Consider the following 19,755-nt stretch of genomic DNA (forward strand, 5'->3'; position numbering starts at 1 on the left):
GTTGATAGGCCAGATGTGGAAGCCCGGCAACGGGTGGAGCTGACTGGTACTAATAGGCCGAGGGCTTGTCCTCAGTTGCTCGCGTCCACTGTGTTAGTTCTGAAATAACGAACGGCCGTGTTGTTGCCCGGTGTTGGTTAATTTCATAGTGTTTCGGTGGTCATTGCGTTAGGGAAACGCCCGGTTACATTCCGAACCCGGAAGCTAAGCCTTTCAGCGCCGATGGTACTGCAGGGGGGACCCTGTGGGAGAGTAGGACGCCGCCGAACAATTATTCCGGGAAAGCCCCGCACCTCTGGTGCGGGGCTTTTTTGCGTTCATGGACAGGTGACAACCACGGCTCCTCATGGTGAGTGCGTGGTGTGGTTGGCACGGAGTGTTGGATCAGAGCCGGCCGGCTCCCTTGAGGGCCAGGTAGGCATCGGCGAGAGCCGGGGCGAGATGGTCCGGGGTGGCGTCGACGACCACCACGCCATGGCGCTGGAGCTGCTCTGCAGTGCGCTGCCGCTGAGCTTGAGCCTGGGCCGCCGCTGCCGCCTCGTAGACCGCGTCCACCGTGCCCCGGGCCCCGGCCATCTGCTCGATGTGCGGATCGGCCACGGCAGCCACCAGCACCGTGTGGCGCTGAGCCAGCTGGGGGAGGACGGGGAGCAGACCCTCCTCGATGGGAGCCGCGTCCAGGCTGGTGAGGAGCACGAGCAGAGAGCGACGAGGGGCGCTTACCAGGGCAGCGGCGCTGAGTCCTCGGGCGTCCGTTTCCACCAGCTCAGGTTCGAGCGGTGCCATTGCAGTGACCATGGCCGACAGGACTTCACCCGCGGCGCGTCCCTGGACCTGGGCGCGGATGCGGCGGTCATACGCGAGCAGGTCCACACGGTCGCCGGCGCGTGTAGCGAGAGCGGTGAGGAGCAGCGTCGCGTCCATTGCAGCATCGAGGCGGGGCACATCACCGACTCGGCCTGCCGAGGTGCGGCCGGTATCAAGGACGATGAGGATGTGGCGGTCCCGCTCGGGGCGCCACGTACGGACTGCGACGGCCGATTGCCGTGCCGTTGCCCGCCAGTCGATGGAACGGGTGTCGTCGCCGGGGACATAGGCGCGGAGACTGTCGAACTCCGTGCCTTCGCCGCGGGTGAGGACGCTGGTGCGTCCGTCCAGTTCACGGAGCCTGGCGAGGCGGGACGGCAAGTGCTTGCGGCTGGTGAACGGCGGCAGTACGCGTACCGTCCACGGAACTTGATGACTTCCCTGCCGGGCTGCCAGGCCCAGTGGCCCGTACGAGCGTACGGTGATGCGTTCAGCTCGGCGGTCGCCGCGGCGAGTGGGCCGCAGGCGCGTGGTGAGGCGGCGGCGTTCACCTGCCGGGATGTCCAGCCTGTGGCGGGACGCCGCCTGTTCCGTACCTGTGAGCCAGCTGCTGGGCGGCCAGGCATCGCGGAGACGCGCGCGCAGGCGCCGACGCGATGCGTTGGTTACGGTCAGTTGCACTTCCGCACCATCGCCGAGTCGAACGGTTGTGTCACCGGATCGGGTGAACTGGAGCGTTCGCACTGGCGCGGCCAGGGCGTAGTCGCACAGAATTGCTAGAGAGAGCGGGGCATTGACCGCGAGCATGCCCGTCCAGCTCGGGGCAAGGATACCTACAGGGAGTGACCCCAAGGCGGCGAGCAGCGCTGTTCGTCCGGTGAGGGCCACGGTCACTGCCTCATCGGGGTACGGGGACGTGGGCGAGGATTGCGGTGATGACGGAGTCAGGGGTGACTCCTTCCATCTCCGCCTCGGGGCGCAGGTGGATGCGATGGCGGAGCGTGGGGAGTGCCAGGGCTTTCACGTCGTCCGGAATGACGTAGTCACGGCCGGTCAACCAGGCCCAGGCGCGGGCCGTGGAGAGCAAGGCGGTAGCACCTCGGGGGGAGACCCCGAGGGAGAGCGAGGGGGATTCACGCGTGGCACGACAGATATCGACGACATAGCCGGCGATCTCAGGGGAAACCATGGTCTTGGCGACCGCGGCGCGGGCGGATTCCAGGTCGGCAGGGCCTGCGACGGGGCGGACTCCTGCTGAGACCAGGTCGCGGGGGTTGAAGCCGTCGGCATGGCGGGTCAGGACATTGATCTCCTCGTCGCGGGACGGCAGTGGCACCGTCAGCTTGAGGAGGAAGCGATCCAGCTGGGCCTCGGGGAGGGGGTACGTGCCCTCGTATTCGACCGGATTCTGAGTGGCCGCAACCAGGAAGGGGTCCGGCAGGAGTCGGGGGGTTCCGTCGACGGTGACCTGGCGCTCCTCCATCGCTTCCAGGAGCGATGACTGCGTCTTCGGGGGAGTGCGGTTGATCTCGTCGGCCAGGAGGAGGTTGGTGAAGACCGGGCCTGGCTGGAAGGAGAACTCAGCTGTACGGGCGTCGTAGACCAGAGAGCCGGTGACGTCGCTCGGCATCAGGTCGGGGGTGAACTGGACGCGCTTGGTATCGAGCTCGAGTGAGGCGGCGAGGGCGCGGACCAGGAGGGTCTTGGCCACACCGGGAACGCCTTCCAGGAGGACGTGGCCTCGGCAGAGCAGCGCGACGACGAGGCCGGTGACGGCGGGGTCCTGGCCGACCACGGCCTTGGCGATCTCGGAGCGCAGGGCTTCCAGGGATGCGCGGGCTGCGTCGTCGTTCCCGACGGTCTCGGTTGTCCCGGCGGGCACTGGGGGCGGGGCGCTCATGAAGTGCGTACCTCTCTTTCGAGGGTGTCGAGTTGGTCTGCCAGTCGGACAAGGGCGGCGTCATCGGCCGGAGCCGTGCCGAACAGCACGGTGTCGAGGCCGCCTTCGATGGTGCTGAGGCGTGCGGAGACGGCGGGAAGGAGCACCGCGGGGGAGTGAGCATTGCGGGGTGAAACCCCGAGGAGCGGGGCGATGCGGGTGCGAGTGGCGGAGCGCAATGAGGAGGCAGCCCGGTCGCGGGCGTTCGTCTTGCGGTAGAGGCGGGCGCGGCCCTCGGTGGATTCGGAGGCGCGAATGGCCACGGGCAGCCGTTCGGTGACCAGGGGGCCCAGACGACGGGCGCGCCAGATGGCGGCGAGCACGGCGGCGACTGCGAGTTGCAGGGTTCCCCACAGCCAGCCCGACGGGATCAGGTCGGCGAAGCTGCGGTTGTTGTCGGCGTCGTCACGGCCTGTGCTGTCGTCACTGTCTCCGCCGTTCCCGGTGGCGGAGGGATCAGCGAGCGAGGGGAGATACCAGACCAGATGTGGGCGGGAGCCGAGAAGTTGCAGGGCCAGGGAGGCGTTGCCCTGGCTGTCGAGACGGCTGTTGTAGAGGAAGTCCGCGGAGCCGAGAACGGTGGTGTCGCCGGAGGCCTGCTCCTGGACCACGAGCAGGGTGGGGATACCCCCGCTGGGGTAGCAGGCGAGGGTTTCGAGGCCGTCCGCGGTGTAGCGGAAGCCGCCCGTGTCGGCGGTTCCCGCGCTGCGGGCTGCGGGCAGCAAGCACTGCGGTGCACGAGGGGCAACCGGTCCGGTGGACGTCGTGCGGACCCCGGGGGCCAGTGTGTCCACGGACGGGGGACCTGGCGCGAGGAGGACGGTGCGGCCGGCCGAGTCGGCGGTCGCGGCACGGAGCTCGCGCTGCTGGCCCGGTGCCAGCAGATCGGGGGTGGTGACGAGCAGGGTCGTGTCCGGGCCGACCGCGGTGGTGGCCTCCTCGAGTGTGGTGGCCACCCGTACGGAGACGCCGCGGTCCTTGAGGAGTTCGGCGACGGCCCGGCTTCCGTGCTGATCGGCGGAGCGGGGGTCGAGTCGCCCGTGCTGGGCACCGGAATGTGCAGTGGCCAGGACGATTCCGGCTGCTATGAGAAGGAGAAGAGCGAGCACCAGGCCTCGGGTGCGGGTCCAGACCTGGCGCGGGGTGGGGGAGACCGAGGTAGGGGGCGCGGTGGAGGTGGCAGTGGGCGCGGTCATTCGGCCGCTCCCTGGGCCGGGGCGGTCAGCAGGGGCTTGGCGTTTTCGAGGTCGAGGTCAAGGCCCCGCACCGTCAGATACGCCTGCCGGTCGGTGTTCCGGCCGCCGTACGTGATGGCGTCGAACTCCCGGGCGGCGGCGCGGAGGGGCAGCGCGTGCGTCGGCAGCGAGTGGCCTGCCTCGGTGGCGGCCTCGTCGGCGGTGCGGCCGGGGCGGGGGTCGAGCAGGGCGCGTTCCTCCAGCGAGCGGACGATGGCGCGCATGCGTTCCTGGACGGCCTCGTCCCAGCGGTGGGCGGCAGCGTGTGCCTCGGCGGCGGTCCGGTGTTCGGCGGCGCTGCGGGGGCTGTCGTCGAACAGGGCGTCGGTGGGGCGGGCGGTGCGTTGCGGGGTGCCCAGCCGCCACCAGAGGGCGGCGGCCAGACCGATGACGACCAGCACGAGGACGATCAGCCCGAGCGGTCCGCCGGGTGCGGTGTTCGAGGCTGCGGAGAAGAGATCGCCGAGCCACGCCCAGAGGCGGTCGAGACCCCGCTGGAGAAGGTTTGGGTCGTTCTCGTGGTACATCGGTTTGGACAGTTCGTGCCTCGCCGCCTCGCGGGCGGGCACGCGTGGAGTGTCCACCGGTATGTCGCTGCTCGCGTGGATCAGCAGTCGTGCTGTTGTCGCGCCCCCCGCCCCCGACACGGCATCAGCTCCTGGTGTCGTAGCCGGGCAGACCTGCGGCCCGGGCGAGTTCGAGGTCGAGTGCCTCGCGACGGATGCGCTGGTCCACGTAGAGCAGGGCCATCACACCGGCGGAGAGCGGGTAGGTGATCGTCGAGACGATCACCTCGCCGATGCCGGAGATGATCAGGAACGGCCAGCCGAAGTCGGTGGGCTTCCCGGTGAGGAACGCTCCCATCCCGTCGCCGTCCATGATCATCGCGATGATGCCGAACGGGATCGCGATGATCAGGGTCACGATGAGTGTCAGCAGCCAGGTGAGGATCAGAATGCCGAACGTCCGCCACCAGGCGCCCCGCACCAGTTTCGCGGAGCGGCGCATCGAGACGGTGATCGACTGCCGCTCCAGCATCAGTGCCGGCGAGGCGAGGCAGAAGCGGACCATCAGCCAGATGATGACGGCGGCGGCTGCCAGGAATCCGAGGAGGGCGAGAGCGACGCCGGCGGTGGAGCCGATCAGCACGCCCGGGAGCACGCCCATCGCCATGATGGCGGCGGTCATCAGGGTCAGGAGCAGGGTCAGGCCGAGCAGCTGAAGGAGGCGGGGTCGGGCCTCGGCCCACGCTTCGGAGAGTGTGACGGAACGGCCCACCACCGAGCGGCTGATCACGATGGTGAGCATGGAGGTGGTGAAGAGCGTCGCGATCAGGGTGACGAGCGTTGACGGCGCGCTGTAGATCAGGCTCGACTGCATGGAGTCGGCGGCCTGGCGGAGTGCCTCCGCGCCGGTTGCGTTCGGGTCGACCGAGGCCGGTTCCGGCAGCAGATAGCGCTGCACGAGGATGATCGTGACCTGGGCGATGACGGAGACGGTGAGGGTGATGCCGAGAACTGTGCGCCAGTGGGCGCGCATCGTGGACACCGCACCGTCGAGGATCTCTCCGACGCCGAGCGGGCGGAGCGGGATGACCCCGGGCTTCGCGGCAGCGGGCGGCTGAGCCCAGCCGACTGCCTGCGGCCTGCCGCCCCAGCCGGGGGCGGGGGCGGGTGGCGGTGCGCCGGGGCCGTTGCCGGAGGTGCCCGGTGGGGACCACTGCCCTGCCGGCGGTTGCATGGAAGACCAGTTTCCCGCAGGGCCGCTGCCGTCGATGGGCTCGGAAGGCCGGGGGACGCCCGCCTCCTGGCCGTCGGAGGGGGCGGATCCGGGCGAGGCCCAGCCCGGAGTGTCGTTCATTCTCGCTCCTTCACGGTCCTGTCCGCTCATCGGGGCGGCAGGTTGGCAGCCATCGTGCCACGCGTTGCTCCGGTACGGGCCGGGTGCCCCATCACCGTCTTACCTTCATTTGTGGGCGGCTCACCGTGCAGACTGGGCGGATGGCTGATCAGGACGCGCAATCGCCGGTGGGCATCGAGCCTCCCGCGCTTCCCTCCATCCGCTGGGCCGAGCCCCCGGAAGGCCCTGCAGTGGCGCTTCTCGACCAGACGCGGTTGCCCGCCGAGGAGGTCGAGCTGCTGTGTGCGGATGTTTCGGCGCTGGTGCGGGCCATTCAGACGCTGGCCGTGCGCGGGGCGCCGCTGCTGGGCATTTCGGGGGCCTACGGGGTCGCTCTGGCCGCGGCCCGGGGCGACGACATGGCAGAGGCTTCTGGGCTGTTGGAGCGGGCGCGGCCCACCGCGGTGAACCTCGGGTACGGGGTGCGGCGCGCGGCGCGGGCGTACTGGGCGGCGCTGGACAAGGGCGAGGATGCGCAGCGGGCTGCCGCGGTGGCCTTGGCGGAGGCCGAGGCGCTGCACCGGGAGGATGCCGAGGCCAGTCGGCGCATGGCGCAGTACGGGCTCGCGCTCCTCGAAGAGCTGCTGCCCGGCGGCGGGCATCAGCTTCTGACCCACTGCAATTCGGGGGCGCTCGTCTCGGGCGGTGAGGGCACGGCCTTTGCTGTGGCGCTCGGGGCGCACCGGGCGGGACAGCTGCGACGGCTCTGGGTGGACGAGACGCGACCGCTGCTTCAGGGGGCCCGGCTGACCGCGTACGAGGCGGCGCGCCACGGGATGGCGTACAGCTTGCTCACGGACAATGCGGCGGGTTCGCTGTTTGCCGCGGGGGAGGTGGATGCCGTACTCATCGGGGCCGATCGCATTGCTGCGGACGGGTCCGTGGCGAACAAGGTCGGGAGTTATCCGCTGGCGGTGCTTGCCAAATACCACCACGTGCCGTTCATTGTGGTGGCGCCGACCACGACCGTGGATCTGCAGACCCCGGACGGGGCATCGGTCATCGTGGAGCAGCGCCCCGGACGGGAAGTGACGGAGCTCACATCGCCCCGGATCGGGGCGGGTGGGGAAGCGGGCGGACTGCCTGTCGCACCGCTGGGAACCCAGGTGTACAACCCCGCATTTGACATCACGCCGCCGGAACTGATCACGGCGATCGTCACGGAGGAGGGTGCAGTTTCCCCGGTCACGGGGGTCGGACTGGCAGAGCTGTGTGCCAGATCATCGCAGGTAACGATTAGCTAATGGGATGATGTCGATTATGAAGGGACGCGTCCTTGTCGTCGACGACGACACTGCACTGGCCGAGATGCTCGGGATTGTGCTGCGTGGTGAAGGGTTCGAGCCGTCGTTCGTAGCGGACGGCGACAAGGCACTTGCCGCATTCCGAGAGGCCAAGCCGGACCTGGTCCTGCTCGATCTCATGCTGCCCGGACGGGACGGCATCGAGGTCTGCAGGTTGATCAGGGCCGAGTCGGGTGTGCCGATCGTCATGCTCACTGCCAAGAGCGACACCGTCGATGTGGTGGTGGGCCTGGAGTCAGGGGCCGACGACTACATCGTCAAGCCGTTCAAACCTAAGGAGTTGGTTGCCCGGATCAGGGCACGTCTGCGCAGGTCCGAGGAGCCGGCACCGGAACAGCTGACCATCGGGGACCTGGTCATCGATGTGGCCGGTCACTCGGTGAAGCGGGACGGGCAGTCGATCGCCCTGACCCCGCTGGAGTTCGACCTGCTGGTCGCGCTCGCCCGCAAGCCGTGGCAGGTCTTCACCCGTGAGGTGCTGCTCGAGCAGGTGTGGGGATACCGCCACGCCGCCGACACCCGGTTGGTGAATGTGCATGTCCAGCGGCTGCGTTCCAAGGTAGAGAAGGACCCGGAACGGCCGGAGATCGTGGTGACCGTCCGAGGCGTCGGTTACAAGGCCGGACCGAGCTGACATGTCCCTGGGTAGCACCGCCCCGAAGCCCGGGGAGCCGGGAGTCCGTACGGGGCGGGCTACCGGTTCCGGACACAGGACGTCCGCGTTCGGACGTCTTCTGCAGGGCGGCCGGTTGTTCCACGACCGGGCGCCCGGCGGTCCTGTGCCGCGACTGGTGATGCGCTGGGTGCGGCGTCCGCTGCTGCCCGCCGTCCGGCTGTGGCGGCGCAACCTGCAGCTGCGGGTCGTCGCGGGCACGCTGCTCATGTCTCTCGGTGTCGTGCTGCTGCTCGGCCTGGTCGTGATCGGGCAGGTCCGCAACGGCCTGCTCGACGCGAAGGGCAAGGCTGCCCAGACGCAGGCCGCCGGCGGTTTCGCGGCGGCTCAGGACAAGGCGAATGCTCCGCTCACCCCCGGTGAGCAGGGCGGTGACGCCGGGGACGGTGCGACCGCCAACAACTCGTGGCGGACGGAGCTCGTCGACCAGCTCGCCAGCGGCGGCAAGAACGCCTTCAACGTGGTGGCACTCAGCGCCGACGAGGGCAGCCGTGCGCCGCGCGGCTCGGGCAGTGTCGAAGCGGCCAGCATTCCGCAGAGCCTGCGGGAGGCGGTGGACAAGGGGCCCGGCGCGTTCCAGACGTACTCCCTGATCCGGTATGCGAACGGACAGGAGTCGCAGCCCGGGCTTGTCGTCGGCAAGCGTCTCTACGACATCGACCACAACCCGTACCAGCTCTACTACCTCTTCCCGCTGACGCAGGAGGAGAAGTCCCTGACCCTGGTCAAGGGCACGCTGGCGACCGCAGGACTGTTCGTGGTCGTGCTGCTCGGCGCCATCGCCTGGTTCGTGGTGCGGCAGGTCGTCACCCCCGTACGGATGGCTGCGGGGATCGCCGAGCGGCTCTCCGCGGGCAGGCTCCAGGAGCGCATGAAGGTCACCGGCGAGGACGACATCGCCCGGCTCGGTGAGGCCTTCAACAAGATGGCCCAGAACCTTCAGCTGAAGATCCAGCAGCTGGAGGAGCTCTCCCGGATGCAGCGACGCTTCGTCTCGGACGTCTCGCACGAGCTGCGGACGCCGCTCACGACCGTACGGATGGCCGCCGATGTCATCCATGAGGCACGCGTCGACTTCGATCCGGTGACCGCGCGCTCCGCGGAACTGCTCGGCGATCAGCTCGACCGGTTCGAGTCGCTGCTCTCCGATCTGCTGGAGATCAGCCGGTTCGATGCGGGGGCCGCGGCGCTGGAGGCCGAACCGATCGACTTGCGGCAGGTCGTCCGGCGCGTGATCGGCGGCGCCGCGCCGCTCGCCGACCGCAAGGGCACCCGGATCCGGGTGGTCGGCGACGAGCAGCCGGTGATCGCGGAGGCCGACGCGCGGCGGGTCGAGCGCGTGCTGCGCAATCTTGTCGTCAACGCCGTCGAGCACGGTGAGGGCCGGGACGTCGTGGTGCGGATGGGGGTGGCCGGAGGCGCGGTCGCCGTCGCCGTCCGGGACTACGGCGTGGGACTCAAGCCCGGCGAGGCGACCCGGGTCTTCAACCGGTTCTGGCGCGCCGACCCGGCGCGGGCACGGACGACCGGCGGCACCGGTCTCGGACTGTCGATCGCCGTCGAGGACGCCCGGCTGCACGGCGGCTGGCTGCAGGCATGGGGCGAGCCGGGCGGCGGTTCGCAGTTCCGGCTGACGCTGCCGCGTACGGCGGACGAGCCGCTGCGCGGCTCCCCGATACCGCTGGAGCCCGAGGACTCGCGACGCAACCGGGAGAACCGGGAGCGGCCCACGGACGTCGGTACGACCGGGAGCGAGCACCGGCTCACGGCGGTGCCGACCCAGCCGGGCAGCCCGGACCGTTCGCCGCTGCCCGTACCCGCGCGCGCCCCCGCGGCTCCCCGGACGGCGCCGGCGTCGGTGAATCCGGCAGCCCTGCCGGGCAACGGCGCCCGTGTGGTCGCCCGCCCCGCCGAGGACCGGCCGGGCGACACCATCGACTCTGCTGCGCAGGACCCGGAGCGGGAGGACACGACTCGTGGGCGCTGACCGTCGTGAGGGCGGCCGTGGACGTGCGGTGGGGATGGTCGCTCTGCTGGGATGCGGCGTCGTGCTGCTGTCCGCATGCGGCTCGATGCCCGTCACCGGGGACATCAAGGCGGTCGACGCCTCGCAGCCCGGCGACTCCCAGGTACAGGTGTACGCGGTGGCGCCCCGCGAAAACGCCACTCCGGATGAGGTGGTCGACGGCTTCCTGGAGTCCATGACCAGTGACGACCCCGGCTTCCGGACGACCCGGAAGTACCTGACGAAGGAGGCGTCGCGCACCTGGAAGCCGAGCGCGTTCACCACGGTGCTCTCCAAGGCGCCGAACCGGAGCGAGCGCCCGGTCCGCGACAGCGACCGCAGCAGTACGGAGCTCACCTTCACGCTGACCGGCGAGAAGGTGGCGGCGGTCGACGCGCAGAGCGCCTACCAGCCCGTCGCGCCCACGGGCTTCGACCGGAGCCTGCACCTGGTGCGGCAGAACGGCAGCAAGGAGTGGCGCATCGACCTCGTGCCGGACGGTCTGCTGCTCGGTCAGTCCGACTTCAAGCGGCTCTACCGCTCCGTCAACAAGTACTACTTCGCCACGGGGCCGGCGGCAGGTCAGTCGACGCTGGTCGCCGACTCTGTCTATGTGCGCAACCGGACGGATCCGATCACGGGGATGGACACCGTGACACAGACGGTCCGCAGTCTCGTCGAGGGACCGACCAACTGGCTGCAGCCGGTGGTCGACTCCCACTTCCCCACCGGTACGGTCCTGCGCAAGGGCGTCACCGCGCTGGCGCCCGACGACCGCAACGTACTGAAGGTTCCGCTCAACAAGAAGGCGGACGGCGTCGGGCAGCGCTCCTGCCGCATGATGGCCTCTCAGGTGCTGTACACCGTGCGCGATCTGACGTCCGCCCGGGTCGAGCAGGTCGAGCTGCAGCGGTCTGACGGTTCGTCGCTCTGTGTCCTGGGTTCGGACCAGGCGGAGGAGTTCGCTCCGGACGGTTCCTCGGGCGGCCCCGACAGCCAGTACTTCGTCGATGACAAGGGGCATGTCCAGCGCATCCCCGGGAGTAGCAGGGGCAGTGGTGATCCGGAGCCGGTGGCCGGCCCGCTCGGTGACGGACCGGTGCGGATGAGCACGGTCGGCGTGGCCCGCGACGAGCAGCTGGCGGCGGCGGTCTCGCAGAACAGCGCGTCTCTGTACGTCGCCTCCGTCGTTTCGGCGGGCGAGCTCCCCGCGTCCGCCGTGACCAGCAGGGCGAAGAAGCCGGAGGACCGGTTGTCGGCGCCCAGTTGGGACGGGCGGGGTGATCTCTGGGTGGCGGACCGGAATCCGGATGATCCCCAGCTGCTGCGGCTGGTCGGCGGTACGGGCCAGCCGTCGAACGTCACGGTGCCGGACCTGGGCGGCGCGCGGATCGAGGCGCTGCGGCTGTCGGCGGACGGTGTCCGGATCGCGCTGCTGCTGACCGAGGACGGCCACACCACGCTGAAGATCGGCCGAATCGAGCGCCAGGGGGATCCGGACACCCGGCAGGACGTCTCCGTCGTGGACCTGCGGAAGGCCGCGCCGCAGCTGGCGGACGTGACCGCGATGTCCTGGTCGGGCCGGAGCCGCCTCGTGGTGGTCGGCAAGGAGCAGGGCGGAGTGCAGCAGGTGCGCTATGTCCAGGCGGACGGTTCGGCACCGGCGTCGGGTGTGCTGCCCGGGGCGAATCAGGTGTCGTCGGTCGCGGCGGCGGACGACGAGCAGCTGCCGCTGATGGCGGACACCGAGGACGACGGGATAGTGAAGCTGTCGCCGGGGGACAACTGGCAGACGGTGCTCAAGGCGGGCTCGTCGCTGGTCTATCCGGGCTGAGCCCCGGTCCGGGGAGTCCCCGGACCAACGGTGCCGGGTGCCCGGGACCAACCCTGATCGCGTGGTGACGGGCGCTCCCTCCCGTTCGAGGCGGCTGCGTTTTCCACAGGGGTGGCCGGGTTCGTGCTGCGGGCGCACAGTGGAGTCATGCGGGGGTGGTGGCGGGAGATCGCCGGGCTGGTCCTGCCTGTGGCCTGCAGTGGCTGCGGCGGACCGCGGGCCGAGCTGTGCGAGGACTGCCGCGCGGCGCTTCACGGAGCGGTGCCGCGACGGGTGAGGCCCGCGCCGGAGCCGGCCGGACTGCCGGTGGTGCATGCCGCCGCGGCGTACGAGAACGCGGTACGGGCGACGCTCCTGGCCCACAAGGAGCGTGGCGTACTAGGACTGTCGCGGGAGCTCGGCAGGGCGCTGGCGGGTGCGGTAAGGGCCGGGACGGGGCAGGTGGGTGGTCGGCCGGGACCGCTGCTGCTCGTGCCGGTGCCGTCGGCGCGGCGGGCGGTGGCGGCGCGCGGGCACGATCCGACGCGCAGGATCGCGCTGTCGGCGGCGGGCGAGCTGCGGCGCGGTGGCGTGCGGGTGCAGGTGGCATCCGTACTGCGGCAACGGCGGCCGGTGGCCGATCAGTCGGGGCTCGGTGCCCGGCAGCGGCAGGAGAATCTGGCTGGTGCGCTGGAGGTGGTGGCCGGTGGTGAGCGGCTGCTTGCGACCGAACGGGTGGTGCTTGTGGACGACCTTTTGACGACCGGGGCCTCGCTGGCCGAGGCGGCACGCGCGCTCGACGCGGCGGGCCTGCGCGAAGACAAGGGTCCTGGAATGCGGCAGGCGGCCGTTGTTGCAGCATCTCCGTCCGCCTTCGAAATAAACCGGAACTGCCAATGAACTTTCATCGTTGCAGGTAGTGAGTGGGTGAAGAGCCCTGAACGGAGGTACGTGCGGGTAGCGGGTGCCGACATCCGGCCGGGCAGGCTATGTTCGGTGGTGAGGAATGGTGAATGCCGGACCTCGACGAATGCACCCCCAGGTTTCGGGCAGGTAACTCACCGGTAGCCCAGAAGCTGAAAAGTCGGTGGGGTGGAGACCTCCCGGACGGGGGAGGAGGAGGTCGAAGCCACCGAGTCCGCGGCTCCGGCGATCACCGGAGCCTGGTGCAAAAGGGAGATGCTCCGCCGCCGAGCGGAGCGATCCGGGAACGGAGTTCTGCGTGGACATCGTCGTCAAGGGCCGCAAGACCGAGGTGCCCGAGCGGTTCCGCAAGCACGTGGCCGAGAAGCTGAAGCTGGACAAGATCCAGAAGTTCGACGGCAAGGTGATCAGCCTCGACGTCGAGGTGTCCAAGGAGCCAAACCCCCGTCAGGCCGACCGTTCCGACCGGGTGGAGATCACGCTTCGCTCGCGGGGACCGGTCATTCGTGCGGAAGCGGCCGCAGCCGACCCCTACGCAGCGCTGGACCTGGCCACCGGGAAGCTGGAGGCGCGGCTGCGCAAGCAGCACGACAAGCGCTACAGCCGCCGGGGCAACGGCCGGATTCCCGCTGCCGAAGTCGCCGAGACCGTGCCGGGTGCGGCGTCGTTCAACAGCGAGGGTGACCTTGCCGGCGAGGGCGCGGCACAGTCCGTACCCACCACCAGGATCGGCTCGCTCGAGGTGCAGGGCGAAGGGCCGCTGGTGATGCGCGAGAAGACGCACGTCGCGGCACCGATGCTGCTCGATCAGGCGCTCTACGAGATGGAGCTGGTCGGGCACGACTTCTATCTGTTCGTCGATGCCGAGACGAAGGAACCCAGTGTCGTCTACCGGCGGCACGCCTACGACTACGGTGTCATTCATCTGAGGACCGACCCGCTGGCCGCCGACGAGGCGGGCGGCGCAGGCGGTGCGCTCGGCGGCTGACGCCCCGTATCGGTGGTGCCCCTGGGGGCGCAATCACGCCACCAGGGGCACCCGAGTGGGACCACAGGACCACCGCTCTGACGTCCAGGCATGGAATCATGACGTCCCAAGCCAATCGGTGCTCTGTGAACTGCCGTTGGCGGACAGATTGTGAACTTCAGGCCGTGGCCTTCAGGGGGAGGAACGATGGCGGACACCTTCGGGCCCGTGCGCGATGCGAATGATGCCGACGATGCTGCCTGTGCCGATACCGGCGCGGACGCGGAGAGTTCCCGTAAGGAGCCGATCCGCGTCCTGGTGGTGGATGACCATGCGCTCTTCCGCAGAGGTCTGGAGATCGTCCTCGCCCAGGAGGAGGACATCCAGGTCGTCGGCGAGGCGGGTGACGGGGCGGAGGCCGTCGACAAGGCGGCCGACCTACTGCCCGACATCGTGCTGATGGACGTACGGATGCCCAAGCGCGGCGGCATCGAGGCCTGCACCTCCATCAAGGAGGTGGCCCCCAGCGCGAAGATCATCATGCTGACGATCAGTGACGAGGAGGCCGACCTCTACGACGCGATCAAGGCGGGTGCCACCGGCTATCTCCTCAAGGAGATCTCCACCGACGAGGTGGCCACGGCGATCCGCGCGGTCGCCGACGGGCAGTCCCAGATCAGCCCGTCCATGGCGTCCAAACTGCTCACCGAATTCAAGTCGATGATCCAGCGGACCGACGAGCGCAGGCTGGTGCCGGCGCCGCGGCTCACCGACCGGGAGCTCGAAGTCCTCAAACTGGTTGCCACGGGCATGAACAATCGCGATATCGCGAAGGAACTGTTCATTTCCGAGAACACCGTGAAGAACCACGTCCGCAACATTCTGGAGAAACTGCAGCTGCACTCCAGAATGGAAGCAGTGGTCTATGCCATGCGGGAGAAGATCCTGGAGATCAGGTGAATCGGGTACGCCGGTACAGCCGGGTCAGCCGAGGGCGCGGGCGACTTCCTGGCTGAGCGCCTCGCGCAGCTCCGGTGCGTCCACCCGTTCCACCCGGACCGCCGTGCAGCCGACCCAGGACGCCGCCTCCACGAGCGCCTCGGCCATCGGTGCCACGGCCTTCCTGCCTGCCAGGGACACCTGCCGGGCGACCAGAGTCGTTCCCTCGCGCGCCGGATCGACCCGGCCCTGAAGCTTTCCGCCCGCCAGCAGCGGCATTGCGAAATAGCCATGGATCCGCTTGGGCCTGGGGACGTACGCCTCCAGGCGGTGGGTGAAGCCGAAGATCCGCTCCGTCCGCGCCCGCTCCCAGATCAGTGAGTCGAACGGCGACAGCAGCGTCGTACGGTGCCGTCCGCGCGGCTCCGCCGCCAGTGCCGCAGGGTCGGCCCAGGCGGGCTTCGCCCAGCCCTCCACCGTCACCGGCACCAGCCCGGAGTCCGCCACCACCGCGTCGAACTGCTCGGCCTTCAGCCGGTGGTAGTCGGCGATGTCCGCACGGGTGCCGACCCCCAGGGACTGCCCGGCGAGTGCGACCAGCCGGCGCAGACATTCCGTGTCGTCCAGATCGTCGTGCAGCACGGCATCGGGCAGCGCACGCTCCGCGAGGTCGTACACCCGCTTCCAGCCGCGCCGCTCGGTGCACACCACTTCGCCGTACATCAGGGCCCGCTCGACGGCGACCTTCGACGCCGACCAGTCCCACCACTCCCCGCCGTTCTTCGCCCCGCCCAGCTCCGTCGCCGTCAGCGGTCCCTCGGCGCGCAGCTGCTTGATCACCGTGTCGTACGCCCCGTCGGGCAGATCGTGGTTCCACTGCGGGCGCGCGCGGTAGGAGCGGCGGCGGAACGCGAAGTGCGGCCACTCCTCGACCGGCAGGATGCACGCCGCATGCGACCAGTACTCGAAGGTGCGGCCACCCGACCAGTAGGCGTCCTCGATCGTGCGGCGGCCGACGGCGCCGAGGCGCGCGTACGGAATCAGCTCGTGCGAACGGGCCAGCACCGAGATCGTGTCGAGCTGTACGGCGCCGAGGTGCCGCAGCACGCCCGGCACCCCCGCCCGGCGGTCCGGTGCCCCGAGGAAGCCCTGGGCGCGCAGGGCGATCCTGCGTGCCTGGTCGGCGGAGAGTTCGGCAGCGAGAGGCGGCACAGGCGTCATGGACCGAACCCTAGAGAGCCGCACTGACATCCGTTCACGGAGCGGTGGACCGGCCCGTGCGGCCGGAGGCGGGGGCGCCGGTGGGGGACTTGGACCGACCGGCAATTGGGGGGCGGCGTCACGGGCCTGGGGCACGCACCTCGCGGCGTTGTCGTCCATCACCATGGCTCCGCCATGGCTCAATCCTCCGCCTTGCGATGCACGCACCCCAGCCCCGCTCCTTCACCCACCCCCCAATTGCCGGTCGGTCTTAGTCGGCAGATACGGGTGGACGCCCGGCAGGCCCAGGTCGGACGGGAGCAGTGCACCGACCCAGGTGTCCCGCCGCACGCCCTTGTTCAGCAGTCCCGAGCGCTGATCGCCCTCCAGGCGGAAGCCCGCCCGCTGCGCCACGGCCCGCGAGGGCACATTGCCGACCTCGGCCCGCCACTCCAGCCGGTCCCCGCCGAGCGCGGTGAACGTCCAGTGGGCGGCAGCCCGTACCGCCTCCGTCATATAGCCGAGACCGCGGTGCTCCTTCGCCGTCCAGAACCCCACCTCGTACGTGCTCGGCAGCGTGCGCCGGTTGATGCCGAGTGCACCGGTCATCACCCCGCCGTCGCGCCGCACCACCGCGAAGTTGTACATGGAGTCGTCCTGCCAGCCGCCGGGGGACAGCTTCTCCGTGAAGAGTTCGGCATCGGCCCGGCTGTACGGGGAGGGGACGACCGTCCAGCGCTGGATGTCCGGGTCCTGACAGGCGGCGTACACCTCGTCCGCGTCGTTCCGGCGAAAGGGGCGCAGCAGCAGACGTTCGGTGGTGAGAGTGATCGGCTCCATGTACGGATTCTGGTGAGGTGCCGACGGTGATGCGACCAGTTTTCGCGCTTCCCGGCACCTTCCGAGTCCTCCATCCGTTGACTCGAAAGGGCACAGCGGGCTCAACGCGGCGGCAGCCCTCCCGGTGCGGCGGAGTCCTCGCTTACGATGGCCGTTGCGGTGGGGCCCACCTGCCGTGCCCGCGCCAGCGTCCATAACACGACCCAGTGCCAGGCCCGACCGGCAAGGAGACCAGCCTCAGTGTCCGTCTTCAACAAGCTCATGCGTGCAGGCGAAGGCAAGATCCTGCGCAAACTGCACCGCATCGCGGACCAGGTCAGCTCCATCGAAGAGGACTTCGTCAACCTCTCCGACGCCGAGCTGCGGGCGCTCACCGACGAGTACAAGGAACGGTACGCGGACGGCGAGAGCCTGGACGACCTGCTCCCCGAGGCATTCGCGACGGTCCGTGAGGCCGCCAAGCGAGTCCTCGGACAGCGCCACTACGACGTCCAGATGATGGGTGGCGCGGCGCTGCACCTCGGCTATGTGGCCGAGATGAAGACCGGTGAGGGCAAGACCCTCGTCGGCACCCTGCCCACGTATCTCAACGCGCTCTCCGGCAAGGGCGTGCACCTGATCACGGTCAATGACTATCTGGCCGAGCGCGACTCCGAGATGATGGGCCGGGTCCACAAGTTCCTGGGCCTGTCCGTCGGCTGCATCCTCGCGAACATGACGCCGGCCCAGCGACGTGAGCAGTACGCCTGCGACATCACGTACGGCACGAACAATGAGTTCGGCTTCGACTACCTTCGCGACAACATGGCGTGGTCCGCGGATGAGCTCGTCCAGCGCGGCCACAACTTCGCGGTGGTCGACGAGGTCGACTCGATCCTCGTCGACGAGGCCCGTACGCCGCTGATCATCTCCGGCCCGGCCGATCAGGCGACCAAGTGGTACGGCGACTTCGCCAAGCTGGTCACGCGCCTCAAGAAGGGCGAGGCGGGCAATCCGCTCAAGGGCATCGAGGAGACCGGCGACTACGAGGTCGACGAGAAGAAGCGGACCGTCGCGATCCATGAGTCCGGTGTCGCGAAGGTCGAGGACTGGCTCGGCATCGACAACCTCTACGAGTCGGTGAACACCCCGCTCGTCGGATACCTCAACAACGCCATCAAGGCCAAGGAACTCTTCAAGAAGGACAAGGACTACGTCGTCATCGACGGCGAAGTCATGATCGTCGACGAGCACACCGGCCGTATCCTCGCCGGCCGCCGCTACAACGAGGGCATGCACCAGGCGATCGAGGCGAAGGAAGGGGTGGACATCAAGGACGAGAACCAGACCCTCGCCACGATCACCCTGCAGAACTTCTTCCGCCTCTACGGCAAGCTGTCCGGCATGACCGGTACGGCGATGACCGAGGCCGCCGAGTTCCACCAGATCTACAAGCTCGGCGTCGTGCCGATCCCGACGAACCGGCCGATGGTCCGTGCCGACCAGTCGGACCTGATCTACCGGACCGAGGTTGCGAAGTTCGCCGCGGTCGTCGACGACATCGCCGAGAAGCACGAGAAGGGCCAGCCGATCCTGGTCGGCACCACCTCGGTCGAGAAGTCCGAGTACCTCTCGCAGCAGCTCTCCAAGCGCGGTGTGCAGCACGAGGTCCTCAACGCCAAGCAGCACGACCGTGAGGCGACGATCGTTGCCCAGGCCGGCCGCAAGGGCGCGGTCACGGTCGCGACGAACATGGCCGGCCGCGGTACGGACATCAAGCTCGGCGGCAACCCCGACGACCTCGCCGAGGCGGAGCTGCGCCAGCGCGGTCTCGACCCCGTCGAGCACGTCGAGGAGTGGGCGGCCGCGCTGCCCGCCGCGCTGGAGAAGGCCGAGCAGGCCGTCAGGGCGGAGTTCGAAGAGGTCAAGGAGCTCGGCGGGCTGTACGTCCTCGGTACGGAGCGGCACGAGTCGCGGCGTATCGACAACCAGCTGCGCGGTCGTTCCGGCCGTCAGGGCGACCCGGGCGAGTCCCGCTTCTACCTGTCGCTCGGCGACGACCTGATGCGGCTGTTCAAGGCGCAGATGGTCGAGCGCGTGATGTCGATGGCGAACGTGCCGGACGACGTGCCGATCGAGAACAAGATGGTGACGCGGGCGATCGCGTCGGCGCAGTCGCAGGTCGAGCAGCAGAACTTCGAGACGCGTAAGAACGTCCTGAAGTACGACGAGGTGCTCAACCGGCAGCGCGAGGTCATCTACGGCGAGCGCCGTCGCGTCCTGGAGGGCGAGGACCTGCAGGAGCAGATCCGGCACTTCACGGACGACACCATCGACGACTACATCCGGCAGGAGACCGCCGAAGGCTTCGCCGAGGAGTGGGACCTCGACCGGCTGTGGGGCGCGTTCAGGCAGCTCTACCCGGTGAAGGTCACCGTCGAAGAGCTGGAGGACGCGGCCGGGGACCGGGCCGGGATCACCGCCGAGTTCATCGGGGAGTCCATCAAGGACGACATCCACGAGCAGTACGACGAGCGCGAGAAGCAGCTCGGCTCGGACATCATGCGTGAGCTGGAGCGGCGCGTCGTGCTGTCCGTCCTGGACCGCAAGTGGCGTGAGCACCTCTACGAGATGGATTACCTCCAGGAGGGCATCGGCCTGCGGGCCATGGCGCAGAAGGACCCGCTGGTCGAGTACCAGCGCGAGGGCTTCGACATGTTCAACGCCATGATGGAGGGCATCAAGGAGGAGTCCGTCGGCTACCTGTTCAACCTGGAGGTCCAGGTCGAGCAGCAGGTCGAGGAGGTTCCGGTGCGGGATGCGGCCGAGCGGACCTCGCTGGCCAAGGAGGACGCCACGGTTCCGGCTGCGGCGCGTCCGGAGATCCGCGCCAAGGGGCTCGACGCTCCGCAGCGGCCGGACCGGCTGCACTTCTCCGCTCCCACGGTGGACGGGGAGGGCGGTGTCGTCGAGGGCGAATTCTCCAACGGTGACGGTGGGGCCGGGTCGGAGTCGGACGGGCTCACCCGGGCGGAGCGGCGCAAGGCGCAGAAGAGCGGTGGCGGGGGGCGGCGCCGCAAGAAGTAGGTGCGGCTGCGCCTGCGTCTTGCGGGCGTGAGTCTGCTTTGTACGGCGGCTGGGGCCGGGCACCGAGGGGTGTCCGGCCCCAGCCGTGTGCGGGGGCGGGAGCGGCCGCCGGGGTCGCCCGGCGGCCGCTCTGTCCTCACGCGC

At 69.3% G+C, this 19,755-nt stretch carries 15 protein-coding genes and 1 rRNA gene; 9 read left to right on the forward strand and 7 right to left on the reverse strand.

Translation table 11 applies throughout. The features are described 5' to 3' along the window. Positions 1-152: 152 nt before the first annotated feature. A 5S ribosomal RNA gene (rrf, locus tag ACWD6R_RS22600) occupies positions 153-269 on the forward strand. Between the two features lie 115 nt (positions 270-384). Here the strand turns inward: rrf and ACWD6R_RS22605 are convergent. The 5 genes from ACWD6R_RS22605 to ACWD6R_RS22625 are packed head-to-tail and all read right to left on the reverse strand — an operon-like array spanning position 385 to position 5,841. Beyond that, positions 385-1,695, reverse strand: coding sequence for a DUF58 domain-containing protein (locus tag ACWD6R_RS22605; protein ID WP_451820367.1), 1,311 nt, complete (start codon positions 1,693-1,695; stop codon positions 385-387). Between the two features lie 10 nt (positions 1,696-1,705). Beyond that, positions 1,706-2,707: an AAA family ATPase gene (locus tag ACWD6R_RS22610; protein WP_451820340.1), complete on the reverse strand. Its 1,002-nt coding sequence runs from the start codon at positions 2,705-2,707 to the stop codon at positions 1,706-1,708. After that, the gene (locus ACWD6R_RS22615) at positions 2,704-3,942 is read right to left on the reverse strand and encodes a DUF4350 domain-containing protein (protein WP_451820341.1); all 1,239 of its coding nucleotides are present in this window, start codon (positions 3,940-3,942) and stop codon (positions 2,704-2,706) included. The genes ACWD6R_RS22610 and ACWD6R_RS22615 overlap by 4 nt, the downstream gene beginning before the upstream one ends. Next, complete coding sequence (locus ACWD6R_RS22620) at positions 3,939-4,628, reverse strand: DUF4129 domain-containing protein (protein ID WP_451820342.1); 690 nt, start codon at positions 4,626-4,628, stop codon at positions 3,939-3,941. The genes ACWD6R_RS22615 and ACWD6R_RS22620 overlap by 4 nt, the downstream gene beginning before the upstream one ends. A gap of 4 nt (positions 4,629-4,632) precedes the next feature. Then, positions 4,633-5,841, reverse strand: coding sequence for a DUF7544 domain-containing protein (locus ACWD6R_RS22625; RefSeq protein ID WP_451820343.1), 1,209 nt, complete (start codon positions 5,839-5,841; stop codon positions 4,633-4,635). Between the two features lie 140 nt (positions 5,842-5,981). Here ACWD6R_RS22625 and mtnA point away from each other — a divergent pair, with 140 nt between their 5' ends. The 7 genes from mtnA to ACWD6R_RS22660 all read left to right on the forward strand — a co-directional run bounded on the left by mtnA (position 5,982) and on the right by ACWD6R_RS22660 (position 14,526). Then, positions 5,982-7,124, forward strand: a complete 1,143-nt coding sequence (gene mtnA / locus ACWD6R_RS22630; RefSeq protein WP_451820344.1) for an S-methyl-5-thioribose-1-phosphate isomerase — start codon at positions 5,982-5,984, stop codon at positions 7,122-7,124. Positions 7,125-7,128: 4 nt separating this feature from the next. Beyond that, positions 7,129-7,818: a two-component system response regulator MtrA gene (gene mtrA / locus ACWD6R_RS22635; RefSeq protein ID WP_187740742.1), complete on the forward strand. Its 690-nt coding sequence runs from the start codon at positions 7,129-7,131 to the stop codon at positions 7,816-7,818. Between the two features lies 1 nt (position 7,819). Next, a complete protein-coding gene (gene mtrB / locus ACWD6R_RS22640; RefSeq protein ID WP_451820345.1) occupies positions 7,820-9,844 on the forward strand; it encodes an MtrAB system histidine kinase MtrB in 2,025 nt (674 codons plus the stop codon). A gap of 34 nt (positions 9,845-9,878) precedes the next feature. Next, positions 9,879-11,696 carry an LpqB family beta-propeller domain-containing protein gene (locus ACWD6R_RS22645; RefSeq protein WP_451820368.1) on the forward strand — a complete coding sequence of 606 codons (1,818 nt, stop codon included), beginning with the start codon at positions 9,879-9,881 and terminating at the stop codon, positions 11,694-11,696. 147 nt (positions 11,697-11,843) lie between these two features. Beyond that, the gene (locus tag ACWD6R_RS22650) at positions 11,844-12,575 is read left to right on the forward strand and encodes a ComF family protein (protein ID WP_451820346.1); all 732 of its coding nucleotides are present in this window, start codon (positions 11,844-11,846) and stop codon (positions 12,573-12,575) included. Between the two features lie 322 nt (positions 12,576-12,897). Next, positions 12,898-13,587 carry a ribosome hibernation-promoting factor, HPF/YfiA family gene (hpf, locus tag ACWD6R_RS22655; protein ID WP_366138174.1) on the forward strand — a complete coding sequence of 230 codons (690 nt, stop codon included), beginning with the start codon at positions 12,898-12,900 and terminating at the stop codon, positions 13,585-13,587. Between the two features lie 186 nt (positions 13,588-13,773). Further along, positions 13,774-14,526: a response regulator gene (locus tag ACWD6R_RS22660; RefSeq protein WP_266985005.1), complete on the forward strand. Its 753-nt coding sequence runs from the start codon at positions 13,774-13,776 to the stop codon at positions 14,524-14,526. Between the two features lie 24 nt (positions 14,527-14,550). Here ACWD6R_RS22660 and ACWD6R_RS22665 read toward each other — a convergent pair whose 3' ends face one another. Next, positions 14,551-15,726 (reverse strand): winged helix-turn-helix domain-containing protein, encoded by a 1,176-nt coding sequence (locus ACWD6R_RS22665; RefSeq protein ID WP_451820347.1) that lies wholly within the window; start codon positions 15,724-15,726, stop codon positions 14,551-14,553. 222 nt (positions 15,727-15,948) lie between these two features. Further along, the gene (locus tag ACWD6R_RS22670; protein WP_451820348.1) at positions 15,949-16,545 is read right to left on the reverse strand and encodes a GNAT family N-acetyltransferase; all 597 of its coding nucleotides are present in this window, start codon (positions 16,543-16,545) and stop codon (positions 15,949-15,951) included. A gap of 240 nt (positions 16,546-16,785) precedes the next feature. Here ACWD6R_RS22670 and secA point away from each other — a divergent pair, with 240 nt between their 5' ends. After that, positions 16,786-19,611 (forward strand): preprotein translocase subunit SecA, encoded by a 2,826-nt coding sequence (gene secA / locus ACWD6R_RS22675; RefSeq protein WP_451820349.1) that lies wholly within the window; start codon positions 16,786-16,788, stop codon positions 19,609-19,611. Positions 19,612-19,755: the final 144 nt, after the last annotated feature.

The organism is Streptomyces sp. NPDC005151, from assembly GCF_053599875.1.